Source organism: Nostoc sp. T09, assembly GCF_002154695.1.
Classification (GTDB): domain Bacteria; phylum Cyanobacteriota; class Cyanobacteriia; order Cyanobacteriales; family Nostocaceae; genus Aulosira.
The window spans coordinates 28,159-45,103 of sequence record NZ_MTAV01000061.1 but is presented as its reverse complement, the minus strand read 5'-3'; the positions used below and the strand labels follow the sequence as shown (position 1 = coordinate 45,103).

General features: G+C 41.7%; 13 protein-coding genes. 7 read left to right on the top strand and 6 right to left on the bottom strand.

All coding sequences use genetic code 11. The features are described 5' to 3' along the window. Positions 1 to 113 precede the first annotated feature (113 nt). The 3 genes from BV372_RS14475 (at position 114) to BV372_RS14465 (ending at position 4,791) form a co-directional block, all read left to right on the top strand. Positions 114 to 3,515, top strand: a complete 3,402-nt coding sequence (locus BV372_RS14475) for an NB-ARC domain-containing protein (protein WP_086687196.1) — start codon at positions 114 to 116, stop codon at positions 3,513 to 3,515. A 26-nt stretch (positions 3,516 to 3,541) separates the two neighbouring features. Beyond that, positions 3,542 to 3,907, top strand: a complete 366-nt coding sequence (locus BV372_RS36300; protein ID WP_256973219.1) for a hypothetical protein — start codon at positions 3,542 to 3,544, stop codon at positions 3,905 to 3,907. Positions 3,908 to 4,329: 422 nt separating this feature from the next. Continuing rightward, positions 4,330 to 4,791 carry a peroxiredoxin gene (locus tag BV372_RS14465; RefSeq protein ID WP_086687195.1) on the top strand — a complete coding sequence of 154 codons (462 nt, stop codon included), beginning with the start codon at positions 4,330 to 4,332 and terminating at the stop codon, positions 4,789 to 4,791. Between the two features lie 234 nt (positions 4,792 to 5,025). Here BV372_RS14465 and hpf read toward each other — a convergent pair whose 3' ends face one another. Then, positions 5,026 to 5,688, bottom strand: a complete 663-nt coding sequence (hpf, locus tag BV372_RS14460) for a ribosome hibernation-promoting factor, HPF/YfiA family (RefSeq protein WP_086687194.1) — start codon at positions 5,686 to 5,688, stop codon at positions 5,026 to 5,028. Between the two features lie 630 nt (positions 5,689 to 6,318). Between hpf and lipB the strand changes: the two genes are divergently transcribed. After that, positions 6,319 to 6,993 (top strand): lipoyl(octanoyl) transferase LipB, encoded by a 675-nt coding sequence (gene lipB / locus BV372_RS14455; protein ID WP_086687193.1) that lies wholly within the window; start codon positions 6,319 to 6,321, stop codon positions 6,991 to 6,993. On the opposite strand, the gene BV372_RS37605 is transcribed toward lipB, so the two are convergent. Continuing rightward, positions 6,977 to 10,087, bottom strand: coding sequence for a GAF domain-containing protein (locus BV372_RS37605; RefSeq protein ID WP_143845115.1), 3,111 nt, complete (start codon positions 10,085 to 10,087; stop codon positions 6,977 to 6,979). The genes lipB and BV372_RS37605 overlap by 17 nt on opposite strands. Before the next feature lie 338 nt (positions 10,088 to 10,425). On the opposite strand from BV372_RS37605, the gene BV372_RS14445 reads away from it, so the two are divergent. Then, entirely contained in the window at positions 10,426 to 10,773 is a 348-nt protein-coding gene (locus BV372_RS14445) for a hypothetical protein (RefSeq protein ID WP_086687192.1), read from the top strand. After that, the gene (locus BV372_RS14440; protein WP_086687191.1) at positions 10,770 to 11,171 is read left to right on the top strand and encodes an HNH endonuclease; all 402 of its coding nucleotides are present in this window, start codon (positions 10,770 to 10,772) and stop codon (positions 11,169 to 11,171) included. The genes BV372_RS14445 and BV372_RS14440 overlap by 4 nt, the downstream gene beginning before the upstream one ends. 25 nt (positions 11,172 to 11,196) lie before the next feature. Here the strand turns inward: BV372_RS14440 and BV372_RS14435 are convergent, their stop codons facing one another. Next, the gene (locus tag BV372_RS14435; RefSeq protein WP_086687190.1) at positions 11,197 to 12,285 is read right to left on the bottom strand and encodes a helix-turn-helix domain-containing protein; all 1,089 of its coding nucleotides are present in this window, start codon (positions 12,283 to 12,285) and stop codon (positions 11,197 to 11,199) included. A gap of 189 nt (positions 12,286 to 12,474) precedes the next feature. Here BV372_RS14435 and BV372_RS14430 point away from each other — a divergent pair, with 189 nt between their 5' ends. Continuing rightward, positions 12,475 to 12,807, top strand: coding sequence for a hypothetical protein (locus BV372_RS14430; RefSeq protein ID WP_256973218.1), 333 nt, complete (start codon positions 12,475 to 12,477; stop codon positions 12,805 to 12,807). Between the two features lies 1 nt (position 12,808). Here the strand turns inward: BV372_RS14430 and BV372_RS36290 are convergent, their stop codons facing one another. The 3 genes from BV372_RS36290 to BV372_RS14415 form a co-directional block, all read right to left on the bottom strand. Beyond that, positions 12,809 to 13,039 carry a hypothetical protein gene (locus tag BV372_RS36290; RefSeq protein ID WP_179198089.1) on the bottom strand — a complete coding sequence of 77 codons (231 nt, stop codon included), beginning with the start codon at positions 13,037 to 13,039 and terminating at the stop codon, positions 12,809 to 12,811. Positions 13,040 to 13,288: 249 nt separating this feature from the next. Next, positions 13,289 to 14,932, bottom strand: a complete 1,644-nt coding sequence (locus BV372_RS14420; protein ID WP_086687229.1) for an acetolactate synthase large subunit — start codon at positions 14,930 to 14,932, stop codon at positions 13,289 to 13,291. Between the two features lie 305 nt (positions 14,933 to 15,237). Then, complete coding sequence (locus tag BV372_RS14415; RefSeq protein WP_086687189.1) at positions 15,238 to 16,605, bottom strand: NAD-dependent succinate-semialdehyde dehydrogenase; 1,368 nt, start codon at positions 16,603 to 16,605, stop codon at positions 15,238 to 15,240. Positions 16,606 to 16,945: the final 340 nt, after the last annotated feature.

The following is a 16,945-nucleotide window of genomic DNA, read 5'->3' as shown; positions in this document are numbered from 1 at the left end:
AGTAAGGCACTGATAAGCTGTTCCTCATTATTTAATTTGCATACAGTGAATAGTCTGATACCTATTAACTATAGGTTTTTCATCTTGAATCTTTGAATTTTGAATTGCTTAACATGGACCCTATCTCCGCTACCATCGGCTTTATTGTGGGCTTAATCGGCTTTATTGCTAGCACGGTACAAGTTCTCGACTACATCGACAAACGGCGTGAGAAAAAGCTAGCAGTTGAACAAGTAGACAAGACAAAACCTACTCCACAGTTAAAACCTCAAACCTCATATCGCGTTGATTGGGGTGAGGCTGTTGATGTATCAGTTTTTTATGGCCGTGCTGAAGAACTTGCCAAACTGGAAAAGTGGGTTGTCCAAGAACGCTGTCGTGTGGTGGCGGTTTTGGGGATGGGGGGAATTGGCAAAACTTCTCTGTCTATTAAGCTGGCGCAAAAGATTCAAGGGGAATTTGATTATGTAATCTGGCGCAGTCTCAGGAATGCGCCACCCATACAAGATATTCTGGCAGACTTGATTAAATTTATTTCTCACCAACAGCAAATCGATTTACCGCCAGATGTGGGAGAGAGAATTTCTTTACTTATCGAGTATCTACGCTCATCACGCTGTCTGTTGATACTAGATAATGCTGAGTCAATTTTTCAGTCAGGCGCTTTAGCATATCGAGAAGGCTATGAAGCTTATGGCGAATTACTCAGACGCATTGGTGGTACGACTCATGAAAGTTGCTTAATCTTAACAAGTAGAGAAAAACCCCAAGAAGTTGCTGCATTAGAGGGCGAAACTTTGCCAGTGCGGGTTTTGCAACTGGCTGGGTTAAAAGCAGTAGATGGAGAAGAAATTTTTCATACTCAAGGACTGTCAGGTACAAAACCAGAACAAGTTAAACTTATCGAATTTTATAAAGGTCATCCTTTAGCATTAAAAATAATCTCTACCACAATTAAAGAATTATTTGATAGTAGTATTTCGGCATTTTTATCACAGGATACTGTAGTTTTTGGGGGGATACGCCAACTTTTAGACCAGCAATTTCATCGCTTATCAGATTTAGAAACAGAGGTGATGTACTGGCTAGCCATTAATCGGGAACCGATAGGGATTGCGGAATTACGCGAGGATATTGTTGCCTTACCATCGCAGTCAAATTTGATGGAGGCATTGCAGTCATTAGTGAGAAGGTCGCTGATCGAAAAAAGTCATGCACTGTTTACGCTGCAACCTGTGGTCATGGAATATTTAAGCGATCGCTTAATTGCAGAATTAGCAGAAAATATTATTGGTGGGGAAATTGCACTTTTCAATCGCTATGCTTTGATGAAAGCAACCGCCAAAGATTATATTCGGGAAGCCCAAATTCGCCTGATAATTAAACCCCTTGCGGAAAGGTTACTTAATTTACTGGGAAGCAATAAAAAAATTGAAAATAAGCTAACTGAAATTCTCTCAACATTACAGGAAAAATTTACCCATCAACCGGGATATATAGGCGGTAATATTTTAAATTTGCTTTGCTACCTGCAAACAGATTTAAGAAATTATGATTTTTCTAATCTGACACTTTGGCAAGCATATCTCAAGGGTGAGAATTTGCAGCAGCTAAAATTAGTTAATGCTGCTTTAGATAGGTCAGTTTTTACAGATATTTTGGCAACTATTTTCTCAGTCGCATTCAGTCCCAATGGCAAGATTATCGCGACAGGCGATGCTAATGGCGAAATTCGCCTATGGCAGATAGAAGATGGTCAACAAATTTTAATTTGTAAAGGTCATACAGGTTTTGTACGGTCAGTAGCGTTTAGCCCAGATGGTCAAACTTTAGCGAGTGGTAGTGTTGACCAAATAGTAAAACTCTGGTCAGTTAATGACGGTAAGTGCATCCAAACTTTACAGGGACATAGCGATCGCGTAGAGTCGATAGCATATAGTTCAGATGGTCAACTTTTAGTTAGTGGCAGTGTTGACCAAAGCCTAAGAATTTGGTCAGTTAGTGACGGTAATTGCTTGCAAGTACTCCAAGGTCATACCCGTGAGATTTGGTCAGTCGCCTTTAGCCCTGATAGTCAAACTGTCGCCAGTGGCAGTTTTGACAACACAGTGAGACTGTGGTCAGTTAGTGCTGGTCAATGTTTGCAAGTACTCCAAGGACATACTGATGGGTTGCGGTCAGTAGCATTTAGTCCCGATGGTAAAATTCTCGCTAGCGGTAGTTATGATACTACTGTGAGACTATGGTCTGTTAGTAATGGTCAATGCTTGCAAGTACTGCACGGACATAGCGATAAAGTTTTATGCGTTAGCTTTAGTCCAGATAGTCAAACTGTAGCCAGTGGTAGTTACGACAAAACAATAAGATTATGGTCAGTCAGTGACGCTCAATGTTACCAAATTCTTCAAGGACATAGCGATCGCGTCTGGTCGCTCGTATTTAGTCCTGATGGTAAAATTTTAGCCAGTGGTGGTTATGACCAAACAGTTAGGCTGTGGTCAGTCAGTGATGGTCAATGCCTCAAAGTTTTTCAAGGCTATATTAACGGCGTAGAGTCAGTAGCCTTCAGCCCCGATGGTAAAACCTTAGCCAGTGGTGGTTTCGACCAAAAAGTTAGGCTTTGGACACTCGGTAATAATCAATGCAGCAATACTTTAATCGGACATACTCAGCAAGTACGGTCAGTTGCTTTTAGCCCTGATGGAGAGATTTTAGCTAGTTGCAGCAATGACCGAACAGTTCGGCTATGGTCAGTTAAAGATGGTAAGTACCTGAACGTTTTAGGCGAACACACTCATAAAGTGCGGTCATTAGCATTTAGTCCCGATAGTGAAATTTTAGCTAGTGGCAGCCATGACAGTACAGTTAGACTATGGTCGGTAAGCACAGGTAAATGTCTGCAAATTCTGCAAGAAAATCCTAACCAAGTATGGTCACTGGCATTTAGTCCAGATGGACAAATGTTAGCTAGTGCTGGTTATAACCAAACAGTGAGGCTATGGTCACTCAGTGATGGTAAATGCCTTAAAGTTTTACAGGGACATACTGGTCAAGTTGGGCCAATAGCATTCAGTCCAGATGGGCAACTTTTAGCTAGTGGTGGTAATGACCAAACAGTGCGGTTATGGTCAATCAAAGATGGTAAATGCCTAAAAATTCTCCAAGGACACACTAATTGGATTTGGTCAGTCGCATTTAGTCTTGATGGTAAAACTTTAGCCAGTGGCGGTGATGACCAAACATTGCGACTGTGGTCAGTGAATGACGGCAAATGCATCCATGTTTTACAGGCACATATTAATAGAGTGTGGTCAGTCGCATTTCATCCCGATGGTCAAACCCTAGCTAGTGGTAGCGGCGATGGGACGATTAAACTATGGAATGTTAACACTGGTGAATGTTTCAAAACTTTGCAAGTTGAAAGGCCTTATGAGGGCATGAATATCACCGGGGTTACAGGCTTAACCGAAGCCCAGATAGCTGCACTGAAAGCATTGGGGGCGGTGGAGAATTAAAGCCCAAGAATTTATCTTTGATATTCGTGAACGAGTCTTTGATACTCGTGAACGAATCTTTGATACTCGTGGATGAGTCTTTGACACTCGTGAGCGAGTCTTTGATCCTCGTCAACGAGTCTTTGATACTCATGGACGAGTCTTTGATACTCGTGAATGAGTCTTTGATACTCATGGACGAGTCTTTGATACTCGTGGATGAGTCTTTAATACTCGTGGATGAGTCTTTGATACTCGTGAACGAGTCTTTGATACTCGTGGACGAGTCTTTGATACTCGTGGATGAGTCTTTGATACTCATGAATGAGGCTTTTAACTCCATTAATGAGGCTTTGCTACTCAATGGGAGCGATCACAGACTAAAAAATTTTGTTTTAAACCCCAATTTTTAACCATAACCTTAAGCACCTTTGCTGTTACAGATGAGTAATAAATAACTTTTGGCTAAAAAACTCAACCTGTAGCGATCGCATCCGTTTTTACTTCCTCAGCGCTAAGTAGTTACACAAAATTAATTACACAATGTCATTGCGAATGCAGCGTTCGCCCTTGGCGTTCCCGAAGGGTAGCGGAATGAAGCAATCTCACCTCTTGCGATTGCTTCGCTTCGCTCGCAATGACTGTCAATATTTTTGTTTAGGTACTTATCTATCTAGGTAAAGTTGAACCCATTGGCAGAATTGAGAACAAGTTCCAAGTTATTCAAGCTGCTATCTGAAACTGAAGCTAGAGTTTTGAAGAGCAGTCTGCGTTAATATTATGCAATGTTTTGTTAAACATTATCTAAGAAACCTAGTTTTGATTTCATTTAACTATGCCTGTTAAACTCGGAGATACTGCTCCTGATTTCAGTCTATCTGCTCAAAACGGCTCAACGGTGAGTCTGAAAGATTTTCGTGGTAAAAAAGCTGTAGTCCTTTACTTTTACCCCAAGGACGACACACCGGGATGTACTGCTGAATCCTGCGCCTTTCGCGATCAGTATGAAGTGTTTAAAACCGTTGGCGCTGAAGTAATTGGCGTGAGTGCTGACTCCAACGAGTCACATCAGAAATTTGCTGCCAAGTACAATTTACCGTTTACTCTCTTGAGTGACAAAGGCGACGAAGTCCGGAAGCTATACGGTGCAAAAGCTGCTTTTGGTTTGTTACCTGGACGCGTGACTTATGTAATTGACCAACAGGGAGTTGTGCAATATATCTTTGATTCAATGTTTAAATTTGAAGCTCACGTTGAAGAAGCACTAAAAAAGCTGCAACAGCTTGCAGCTAAGTGAGGGTATGGGGATTAGAGAAGAAATAGATAGCAGGAGTGTAGAAGTAATGGGGAGACAAGGTAAAAGTATCCCTTATCTAACTTGTCCTCTTATCTTCCGTACTCTTGCCTTCTTTGTGAGTTACTAATCTCTATAGAATTCATATCTGATTTTTGAACTACAAGCATTGCCCACCATAACCTCGATATGATGGTGGGCAATGCCCATTCTACTAGTTACTAGTGCTCAATGGCTTCATTTACTTAAATACGGTTTTTCCGAGATGGCAAAATTAGCATTGGCTGTTTTACCATTCTTGCTGTTGGCATGACCGTTTGTATGACCATTGTTATGGCGGGGTTGAATCACACCATAACCGCCGTGGTTGCGTTCATAAATTACGTTAATTTCATTTGTCTCAGAATTTAGGAACATATAAAAGTCATGTCCTACCAGTTGCAGCTGTTCTAAAGCTTCTGCAAGAGTCATCGGTGGCATAGAGAAATATTTCGTGCGAACAACTTCGCTGGGGAGTTCAGGAGTGCGATCGCCAATTAAATCTGCAACTACTGGTTCCGGTATTACTACCTCATTAGTTGGTTGAGCTTGAGTTTTCTTATCTTGACGTTTTTCTTTATATTTGCGCAATTGACGAGCAATTTTATCTGCTACTAAGTCAATGCTGGCATATAGGTTTTCACTGCTTTCCTCGGCACGGATAACGCTACCATTGGCATAGATAGTGACTTCAGCCGCCTGTCTAGGATTAATTCGGGGATTGCGAGCTACGCTAAGGTGCACATCCACTTCATTTGTGATGTTCTGAAAGTGACTAACTGCCTTTTCTATTTTTTGATGCACGTAATCCCGAATCGCCTCGGTGATTTCAATATTTTTGCCGTGGATGACAAGCTTCATGTAAACTCTCCCGCTCAATATTTATTTGATGTGAATTAGTTTTGTATGAAACGAAATTGCGGTAAGGTCTATCACTGCCGCCAAAACTATATCTGAAGCAATTTTATGTACTACCGATACGCCTATCATGATTGTTGTTGTATCTTTTTGTGTTACCACGCGTTCCCTTGATAAATTTTCTCTATCTCTGCGTTAGTATCCAAATGGTTGTCAGGCAATTGGTCACCTATGCGAAATCACTTTTTGAGGTAGTTTGAGGAGGCGATCTCCTACTTGCCTTTGCTGTCGGAGCAAGGTTTTTATAACTATGAGTAGTTTCTTTTTCTCCCAAGGTGTTCGCTCGCTTTGCATAGAGAATACTAGTGTTTTCGATGCAAACAATTTATTTAGACGTCACCAGCCAGTACATTTTTTTGTGTTGTTTTGGCGTGATGCTTATTGCAGAGAATTCCTCCTAAAACCATTCAGGTTATATATTCAAACTAGCACTTTGTATTTTCTAAAGCGGGTTCCCTTGATGTTCCTTTAAAATCCTTTGCAAAGCTTGACAATTGTTGACTCTAACCTAGTGACTTGAAATATATTTGGTCCCTAAAACAGTTGATTTTTCATGGAATCCGTAGTAAGCAAATGCATTTATATCGTTGTTTGTTATATAACCAAGGATTGTTACCCTACTTAGAGGCGCTGGCATGGCAAAGATCGCTGATGAGCGATCGCATTCACAACCCCAATCTGGATGACGTGTTAATTCTGCTAGAACATCCCCCTGTCTACACCTTGGGACAAGGAGCTAATGCAGAATTTCTCAAATTTGACCTTGACAAAACTAAGTTTGATGTCCATAGAGTTGAACGCGGCGGCGAAGTTACTTACCATTGCCCTGGTCAACTGGTGGGCTATCCAATTCTAAATCTGCAACGCTATCAGAAAGACCTACATTGGTACTTGCGGCAACTAGAAGAAGTCTTAATTCGAGTATTGTCAGTTTACGGATTGCAAGGTGAACGCATCCCTTCATTTACAGGTGTTTGGGTAGAAGGACGAAAAGTTGCAGCTATTGGGATTAAAGTCAGCCGTTGGATTACGATGCACGGCTTTGCGTTAAATGTCTGTCCTGAAATGGAAGGTTTTACGAAGATTGTTCCCTGTGGTATTGCTGATAAACCTGTAGCGAGTTTAGCCGAATGGATTCCGGGGATTACCTGCCAAGAGGTACGCTTCCATGTTGCACAGGCTTTTGCCGAAGTTTTTGGCGTGGAATTAATCGAGTCAGTAAATGAAGGCTTTACTTTTCCAGAGTAAACCAACGACGAATCAACTCAACCTGAAAGCGATCGCCCTCACCCACTTCCTCAATTAACTCCCGCTGCAATAGCAATTTGCGGGTAATGTCTGCATGGGGAAACTGTTGTAATAGAGTTTGATGAGGAGCGATCGCACCTTCCCCTTGAGCCGCAATAAAGCGTAAAATCGCTCTACCATTGTCATCTACTTGGTTATTTTGGATATCAGCGAAGAAGAAACCGCCACTTTTGAAAGCTTCGGGAATTGCTGCTTCTACATCGGCTAAAGTCGCCAATCTACGAATTGAGGGATCTTGCTCATTTTTGAGGGCGATAATTTCCGCACAAAGTAGCTGTACCAAGAACGGGTGACAACGGGTGAGTTGCAACACTCGCTCAACCGCGTCAGGTTCATAGCGCAGAGTAAAATCTTTCACAGGGCGTTCAATTAGTTGTCGCGCTTCTGCTTCTTTGAGGTATGAGATATGCACTACCTGCACATTTATGAGATAACTAGCCCAGCGTTGATATTCTTCAATAGTATGGGAACCAGCCAGCAAAACTTTGAAGCGTGGACGATGTTGGATGAGGTGACGCAGCATTCCTAGAATATCTTGCTCATCAAAGCGTCCTTTGGTTATGGCGCTGTCTAGTACCTCGAACTCATCTAGCATAAGCAAGGCGGTATTTTGTTCGAGTGTCTGTTCTACCGTATCTAGCCATTCGTCAAAGCTGGTAAAGGGATCAGAAGTTAACGCTTCGCGACTCAGGGGTGGGAGAGTAACATCATGCTTTTTTGCTGATTTCACCATTTCTCTAGCAAGGTTGTAGAGAAAACCTGCATGGTCGCTAGCTGATGAGGGTGCACCTTGCAAGTCTACAAACATGGGGATGATGGTATTAGGTAGCAGCTTTCCCAGGTTGTTGAGCAGAGAAGTTTTGCCCATGCGTCGCTGACCGTAAAGTAGCAAAGGTGGGCGACGACGGTCTAAAAGTAATTGCTCAATGCGTGTACCGATATCATTACGACCTGTGAAAATTTCTTGTTCTTGTGTGAGGGGCACGCCAATGATGTAAGGAGAGTCAATTTCTTGGCGAAGTTCTGTAGCTTTTGCTAGTTCTTCTGCATAGTTGGCTATAATTTCACGCCAACGTTTGGCGATGGGATAGAAATTGATTGTGTATTTTTTACTAGTACGATTAAATTCTTGCAAGTATCCGTCTAAACGGTCGGTGACAGATCTGAGGGCTAGGCGTTGGTTGTAAGTACTTGCCTGATTCAGTGCAGCATCAACACCTTCACTGATGCGACTGAAAATGTTTAGTAGAGTGCGAACTGGGCTTTCAAGTTCGCCATTTGCCAGACCACGATGAGCTTGACGGATCGCTTCTACATCCGCACAGTTTTCTAAACTTCGTGCATCCAGTTCAATTTGAGCAGCTTGAACTTCCCAGCTTTGATTTTTAATCGCGATCGCAGCTGAAGAAGCCAGAGTTTCAATAATCTTTTTCTCATCTTCAGAAAAACTGTGAGGTCGGCGGTAGTTAATAAACATTACTCCGACTATATCTTTATCAACTTCTAATAGAACACCAGATGCCGAACGGATTTTTTCTCTATGAGTAAAGGCTGAATTTTGAAATATTGGTTCTTTTTCTAGTTGTGGAGCATAAACATTTTCTCCCCTTTGAAGCAGCAAAAATGGGACATTTTGTTCAATAATCTCATCTTGCATCTTCTGGTCTTGCCTTAATCTTCCTGCTGTTTTCGGAGGAGTTGTAAATTGCCTTTCGGTCTGGATATATTCGTAGACCTTAACTACATCTGCACCCAGAAGATTCAAAGTATCCCAAGCGACACGATGTAAAAGATTATCTTCTGGTATGCGACCGAGGGATTGGGTGACAGAGTAGAGTCCTGCTAGCTGGCGTGCTTCATCACGCATTTGTTGGAGTTTGATCGTGTGCCAAATTGCATCAACAGCCCAGCGGCGAACAAATAATTCTACTAAGCGCAGCTTGCGTGTAGATAAGATATAGCTGCGTCGAAAAACAACATAAAGTACTCCTTCTTTATTCTCAACCTGTAATGGAAAAGCTGCCATTGCTTTTATCCCAGCCGAAAAAGCTTGGGGGTTAAGCTTTGCCATTTCCAGATTGTCGTGACCTTGAGATAAGTCTGGGATAAACTTGTACTTTCTTTCTTGAATGGCTTGTCTTCCCAGCCCATTATGACGCGGTGGACAAGCTTTCAGAAATTGCTTACCAATGCCACCGGAAAATACTTCATAAATGTAGCGACCCTGCTCTACATTTGGCTCGTATAAAAAATGCAGCGTAGCTGCATCAGCATCAAGAATTTGTTTGGCTTTTTCTGCGATCGTTTCTAGAACTCGCGGTAGTTGTGCTTGCCAAATATCGAAAGATTGCCAAGCAATATATTGTAGTAATCGCGATAATATTGGCTCCTCAATTCGCCTTTCTGGAGAACTATAACCCGCTTCTACTGTACCAATAACTATCACTTCTGGATTGCGCCCCTCAGGTTGCAGATCTGGTGGTAGACGCAATTTGTAAACCTCATGCTGTTTTTCGCTACTCTCTTCAAATTGAGGGTTGATTTTCTGCCATTTACAGCGCTGATACCAATTTTTAATGACTCTGCCGTTATAATCCTGAACCAGAACTATAGGAGTAAATACACGAACTAACTTTTCATGACCATACTCTTGATAAATCCAGCGATCGAAGCGTTTGTCCCATCCAGAAATAATCTCAGTTTGTTGAGTGAGAATTATATCTGCTTGAATATCTCTGAGTTCTGGGTCTGGTTCCAAGTAATGTTTGGCCAAATTAGCCCATACTACTCCCGTACCACTTCCATGTACGCCTTCAATAATATTCTTTTCTAGAGAAATTAAAGATATGTTGGCAAAATCAAAACCCAGTGCCAGGATGTTTTGACAAACTGCTTCTAAAATATCTTCCAGCTTAAATAGTTTTGAGGTAGCTCGTTCTACCTGGTCTAAAGCCTCCAAAATCGACGTCTCAAAAGCTTTTAACTGTGATTTTCTCCGAACAGCCACCATAGCACCTCTCTTTCTTTGCATCATGAGTATAATGCTAGACAATAAACCTGTCCGAAATATAAATTTTGGGACAAAAAAATGGTAGAACAGCCTGAAATGGTAAGTCTTTGATGATCAAAGTTCCGTCTTCGGTTAATGTTGTTTCAATTCGATGTGCTTTCATTATTACTCTGCTAGTTCTGAATCTAATAAATGAGCAAACTGTTTCATGTATCGTAACTCGGATTTTTCACACCAATTTTCATCATTTTTTCCTTCTTCTAGAAGAAATAATCTTTCTCGACACAGAATTTGTTATAAAAGTGGTTGACAATGACTTTGAGGTAAATTAGAGGAAATAGTTACATCTCAAAGCTTCAACCGTGGTCAAAATAACCTTAGAAGTTCCTGAAGAATTATCACACAAGCTCGTACAGTTAGGCGATCGCTTGCCAGAACTCCTTGCTCTTAGTCTTGAGCAACCACCACTCCCAACTCGTGTATATCAATATATTCTTGATTTCCTTGTCAGCAATCCGACTTCAGAACAAATCTTAGCTTTCCGTCCCACAGCAGAAATGCAAGAACGAATGCAAACTTTACTTAGACGTAATAAAGCTGGAGAACTCAATCCTACAGAACAAAAAGAACTAGACGAATATGAGCGCATTGAACATCTGATAATTATGCTCAAAACAGGCAATTTATCGCACTTAACTACTAACTTATGAGTGTTAGTTATATCTCTGCTGCACTGCGTCGCCTAGTTGAAGAACGAGCAAACCGTCGTTGCGAGTATTGTTTACTTCCCGAAAATGTTTCTTTCTATGCTCACGAAATTGACCATGTAATTCCAGAAAAGCATGGTGGTAAAACTGATGCCGCTAATTTAGCTTTAACTTGTTGGCGTTGCAATCGTCATAAAGGAACAGACCTTGGCTCTTTCGATCCCCAAACAGAAAAATTTAGTTTTCTCTTCAATCCCCGGACACAACAATGGTCTGAACATTTTGCTTGTGAGGAAGCAGCAATTGTTGGCTTAACACCAGAAGGACGAACAACAGTAAAGTTACTACAGTTTAATACTGATGAACGGTTAGCAGAAAGAAAAAGATTGAGCGATGTCTAAATCAACCATAAAAAGTAATTACAAATTACAAATACCAATCAGAAAATGGTCTAATCTGTCGCAATCCTTCTTCTTGCCAATTCTCATCTTCTCCTTCTTCTAAAGTAAATAATCTTTCGCGACATAGAATTTGTAATAATATTGGCAAACACTGACTTTGATTTAAAATCCACTCTATATCGTCATCATCAAAAGCAATGGGTGAACTGGCTATTAATTCTCGCGCTTGTTGTTCAGTGAACGCTCCTAAATATGTGGTGTAGGCGAAAATATTGAAGAAAGGCGAGCTATGTCCTGTATTGTGCGCTAGTTCAATTGGTGATTCGGGGGTAGCTAAAATAAATGCTAAATTTCCGCCTGTAGAGTTAGTCGCCAAGGAACGCAAACTTTCCCAAAATCCATTATCTAATTCTGGACAGCGTTGCAATCCCACACCAATCTCATCCAGCAAAATGACTGTAGGTTTATGCAAGTTCTCACTTACTACATCCATGAAATAATCTAAGTTGCAAGGTGTCGGTACTTGCATTTTCAGGGATTCTAAAATGCACTTTAGCAACCCCTCTCGATTCTGCATTCGTGCGTCTTGCAAGTCGATGAAAATCCACTGGTAATTTTCTGGTTGTGGTAGCCAATCAGATTTTTGATTAGGACGCAGCTGTGCTGCTGGGGTGGTGGTAATGTTTTTCAGGTAGTGTAGTAGGGATGTTTTACCGCTACGCTTTTTACCGATGATGGCGGCGTTTTGCAGGGGATGGCGTTTGAGTAGGTTGAAGAGGCGTTTTAGTTCTTTCTCTCGTCCAAAAAAGTAACGCGGTTGGGTGATGGGTGGGCCAGTGATGAAGGGTGAGGCTTCCCCGTTGGTTAGCTGGGGTTTAGATGGTTGAGTTTCTAGTTCTCTGGATGCAATTTCTTGCCAGTCTAATCCCAATTTGCCGCTAAGTTCTACAAAATTGAGATAATCAACAGGTTTTCCACTAAGAAAGTTTTTAATAGTGGATAGAGAAATTCCTACTTCATTAGCTAACGATTTCTGGCTAGGATAGCCATTACGCTGAAGTGCTAGCTTCACTTTTTCAATATACTCTGGGGCTACCCGAAGCGATCGCGCCATCACGCCTCATTTGTTATACCAATTTCAAAGTTAATTGTAGAGTAGCAAGCGTGACAGCTTAATGCACTAAACCCTACCAAGACTACAAATCACTTCAGAAATCTACTAAAAGTCAGCTATTAGTCAGCTATATTCTCACCTATTGCCCGATTTCAATAGATTGTAGAGTTCATTGGAAGGGCAAGCAAGATGGATAACCAAAACCAAGCAAATACAGAACAGGCAACAGAAGAAACTCACATTTCTGTGAATCTAATTTACCAGGAACGCCACAACATTTATCAGGAGAGACTCCGCCAAGCTAGTGCAGCATTTAACCTTGCTTTTGCCATGACAACGATTAGTGCGATCGCAGGTTTTGCTGGTATTATGCTACTGTTTTCCGGCAACATCTCAGCCGGAACTATCACAGCCGCGGGCGGTGGGATTTATGGTAGTGTTACAGCTTCATGGCTAAAACTGGCAAAAGATAGTAATGACAGGCTAGATGAGGCTGCACGAGCATTAGAAGCAAAGTCCTGAGTCAGAATGCTGCTTTGCTAATGAGGATAAAAGGCTCATTCACGAGTATTAAAGCCTCATTAATGAGTATCAAAGACTCGTTGACGAGGATAAAAGCCTCATTCACGAGTATTAGAACCTCATGAATGAGAATAAAAGACTCGTTCGCGAGTATCAAAGACTCGCTGACGAAGAAAAAAGCCTCATTTACGAGTATCAAAGACTCGTTGATGAGGATAAAAGCCTCATTCACGAGTATCAGAACCTCATTAATGAGGATAAAAGCCTCATTCACAAGTATTTAAAACTCATGCATTAATATATAAAACTCGTAGACGATATTAGAACTGCGTCTACGAGTATAGGAATCCGGCTTGATTTTTGAAAAAATTCTGTACACTGAAGTTTAATTGTAGGGTTTTTGTGGGCAGTGCCCACCCTACGTCTAGGGTGCCGGATTTTAGCGGCGAAGGTATTGAATTAACTACTTACTCTCAAGTTTTTACAGCGCACAACTTAACTCGCCGGCTTTTTGGGTGAAGCGGCGATTCTCACGATAGTCTACAGGACAATCGATGACCGCAGGTACATCTTGAGCTAGGGCTTCTTTGAGTACAGGAATTAAATCAGTAGCAGCTTCAACTCGATAACCTTTTAAACCCATGCTTTCGGCTAATTTGACAAAATCGGGATTACCAAAGCGGACAAAAGCTGACTGTCCTGGACCGAAATGATTTTCTTGCTTCCACTCAATCAACCCATAGCCACCATCATTAAATATTAAGGTGACGAAGGGAGTACCCACACGCAAAGCTGTTTCTAGTTCCTGGCAATTCATCATAAAGCCACCATCGCCAGTTACAGCTACGATTTTGCGGTTTGGATGTACGAGTTTAGCAGCTAAAGCACCAGGAATCGCAATCCCCATTGCAGCAAAGCCGTTGGAAATAATGCAAGTATTAGGGCTATGGCAATGATAATGGCGAGCCATCCACATTTTATGTGCGCCGACATCAGAGATGACAATATCATCTGGGCCCATCACTTGCCGCAAGTCATAAATTAATTTTTGCGGTTTGATGGGAAATCCATCATCATAAGCGTGTTCTTCGTAGTCGGCACGAATATTTCCCCGTAAGCTGATAGCGTAGGGATTAGGTTTACCTTGTCTATCTGATAATTTTAAGATTTCAACCAAGGAATCAGAAATATCACCAATTACTTCTGCACAGGGAATATAACTACTATCAATTTCAGCAGGACTAAGACCAATATGAACAACGGGAATTTTACCGTCAGGATTCCATTTTTTCGGTGAGAATTCGATTAAATCGTAGCCAATAGCAATTACTAAATCTGTATTATCAAAGCCACAAGTAATGAAATCTCGTTGTTGCAATCCTACTGACCATAAGGCTAAGTGATGAGTATAAGGAATAATGCCTTTGCCCATAAAAGTATTGGCAACAGGAATATTCAGCTGAGTGGCAAATTGCGTTACAGCATCACTAGCTTGAGCACGAATTGCACCGTTACCTACTAAAATTAATGGATTTACTGCTTGAGAAATTGCGGCTGCGGCTGCGCGAATACTAGCAAAAGATGCATAGGTTTTTTCAATATTATGCTTATGCAAGGGTTTGCCTTCTACAGGCATAGCAGCGATATTTTCTGGTAAATCGATATGTACTGCACCTGGTTTTTCGCTTTGCGATCGCTTAAATGCTTTGCGCACAACTTCTGGTGTAATACTGGGGCGGACAATTTGTTTATTCCACTTAGTTACAGGGGCAAACATTGCCACCAAATCCAAATATTGATGGGATTCGATGTGCATTCTATCTGTGCCTACTTGCCCAGTAATTGCTACTAAAGGCGCACCGTCGAGGTTAGCATCTGCTACCCCAGTCATCAAATTTGTTGCTCCAGGGCCAAGAGTTGAAAGACAAACTCCGGCTTTTCCCGTTAGGCGTCCATAGACATCCGCCATGAATGCTGCACCTTGTTCATGACGGGTAGTAATAAATTTAATTGAAGAATGTTTTAACGCTTCTAAAACATGGAGGTTTTCTTCACCAGGAAGCCCAAAAACGTATTCTACACCTTCATTTTCTAAACACTGTACTAATAATTCTGCCGTATTCATTATTATTTCCTCAATTTTGTCATTTGTCATTTGCCATTCTTACAAAGTTCTGAGCGGAGGTTTCCTTCGCTCAACGCCAGTTCGTTCAAGTCGGGAAACCCTTTCGGCAGTCGCTCATGGGGGACTCGGGGTCCCCTCTGGGGATTGGGGGCGAACCCCCAAGACCGCGCTGCCTCACCACACGACTGGCTCGACTTTGCACTTTGTCATTAGTCAATTGTCATTTGTGATTCCAATGATTAATGACTAAATTATTTAACCCACACAGTTTTAACAATGACTAATGACCAATGACTAATAACTAATTATTTAACCCACACAGTTTTAACATTGACAAACTCATGTATCCCCTGGATACTTAATTCTCTGCCATACCCAGAACGTTTAATGCCGCCAAAAGGTAAGCGGGGGTCGGATTTCACCATACCGTTGATAAATACCGAACCTGCTTCGATTTCCTCAACCAAGCGATCGCGTTCTTGATCGTTTGTTGTCCAAGCGCTTGCGCCTAAGCCAAAGGGTATGGCGTTTGCTAGTTTAATGGCTGCATCAATATCTGGGACGCGGAATAGTAAAGCCACTGGCCCAAAAAATTCTTCTTGAGCGATCGCACTATCTTGGGGGATATCTGTGACGATCGTTGGCGCGTAATAATTGCCAGGACGATCTAAGATAGGATGTCCACCTGTAAGAACTTTACCGCCGCTTTGAGTAGCAGCTTGTACTTGTTGATCTAAATCCTGGAGAATACCAGGGGTAGCCAATGGTCCTAAGTCGGTGTCTGGTTGCATAGGATCGCCAACTTTTAAGGACAGGAATTTATCTAACAACAGTTTTTCAAATTTATCAGCGATCGCTTCTGCCACAATGAAACGTTTCGCTGCTATACAAGATTGCCCGTTATTTAACATTCGTGCTGTAGTAGCTGTGACAACTGCTGTTGTTAAATCAGCACTCTCTAACACGATGAATGGGTCACTTCCTCCCAATTCCAAAACAGTTTTTTTAATTTGTTTTCCCGCAGCCACAGCTAAAGATGCACCTGCGGGTTCGCTTCCGGTTAAGGTAGCAGCTTTAACTCGCTCATCAGCCATTAAATCGGCAACTTTGACAGCACCAATTAACAGAGTTTGAAACACACCTTTAGGAAAACCTGCCCGTTGAAAAATATCTTCAATTGCTAAGGCGCATTGGGGCACATTAGAAGCGTGTTTGAGTAAGCCAACATTGCCCGCCATTAGTGCTGGTGCAGCAAAGCGAAACACTTGCCAAAAGGGAAAATTCCACGGCATGACTGCGAGAATTACACCTAATGGCTGGTAGCGAACAAAACTTTTGCTCGCATCGGTTTCTACAGTAACATCAGCTAAGAAACTAGCAGCGTGTTCGGCGTAGTAGCGACAGACAAGGGCGCATTTTTCGACCTCCGCGATCGCAGCCTTCAAAGGCTTGCCCATTTCCAGAGTCATCACTTTAGCAAATTCTGCTTTCTCTTGCTCTAAAATCTCAGCAGCTTTTTGTAGCCATTGCGATCGCTCTGCAAAACTCGTTTTGCGGTAATGCTCAAAAGCCTGACCTGCTAAATCCAGTTTAGCGGCAATTTCTGTATCATTCAGTGACTCAAAGGTTTTGAGCGTTTCCCCAGTAGCGGGATTAATGGTGGCGATAGCCATTACCTGACCTCCCGTTCAAAAATAACTTGCGGTAGCTTCTTAGTGTTACACAGATAAATTGTGGAGGCTACCACCCAAATTGTAGTCTTTTCATCAAGAATTGGTGGCTTAATATTACAATTTCAAAATAAAAATAGAAATAAACTATACAATATACTCTGTATTTTTACTTATAGCTTTTTCTACTTTTAAGTAGTCATCATGAATGCCGTATATTAGTACACCGGAAAATCTATTTGATAACTCAGCATTCATAATTTAGACATAAAAATTCTTAGCTATTTTGACTTCAAAATAGGCACAGAGATTGAGTTCCCATACATGGTGATGAAAATCTTGA

What these genes read in the sequence shown, in the direction of transcription:
- BV372_RS14415 (WP_086687189.1), bottom strand. Translation starts at nt 16,605, where the DNA reads ATGGCTATCGCCACCATTAATCCCGCTACTGGGGAAACGCTCAAAACC.
- BV372_RS14475 (WP_086687196.1), top strand. Translation starts at nt 114, where the DNA reads ATGGACCCTATCTCCGCTACCATCGGCTTTATTGTGGGCTTAATCGGC.
- BV372_RS14435 (WP_086687190.1), bottom strand. Translation starts at nt 12,285, where the DNA reads ATGGCGCGATCGCTTCGGGTAGCCCCAGAGTATATTGAAAAAGTGAAG.
- BV372_RS37605 (WP_143845115.1), bottom strand. Translation starts at nt 10,087, where the DNA reads ATGATGCAAAGAAAGAGAGGTGCTATGGTGGCTGTTCGGAGAAAATCA.
- hpf (WP_086687194.1), bottom strand. Translation starts at nt 5,688, where the DNA reads ATGAAGCTTGTCATCCACGGCAAAAATATTGAAATCACCGAGGCGATT.
- BV372_RS14420 (WP_086687229.1), bottom strand. Translation starts at nt 14,932, where the DNA reads ATGAATACGGCAGAATTATTAGTACAGTGTTTAGAAAATGAAGGTGTA.
- lipB (WP_086687193.1), top strand. Translation starts at nt 6,319, where the DNA reads ATGCATTTATATCGTTGTTTGTTATATAACCAAGGATTGTTACCCTAC.
- BV372_RS14465 (WP_086687195.1), top strand. Translation starts at nt 4,330, where the DNA reads ATGCCTGTTAAACTCGGAGATACTGCTCCTGATTTCAGTCTATCTGCT.
- BV372_RS14440 (WP_086687191.1), top strand. Translation starts at nt 10,770, where the DNA reads ATGAGTGTTAGTTATATCTCTGCTGCACTGCGTCGCCTAGTTGAAGAA.
- BV372_RS14430 (WP_256973218.1), top strand. Translation starts at nt 12,475, where the DNA reads ATGGATAACCAAAACCAAGCAAATACAGAACAGGCAACAGAAGAAACT.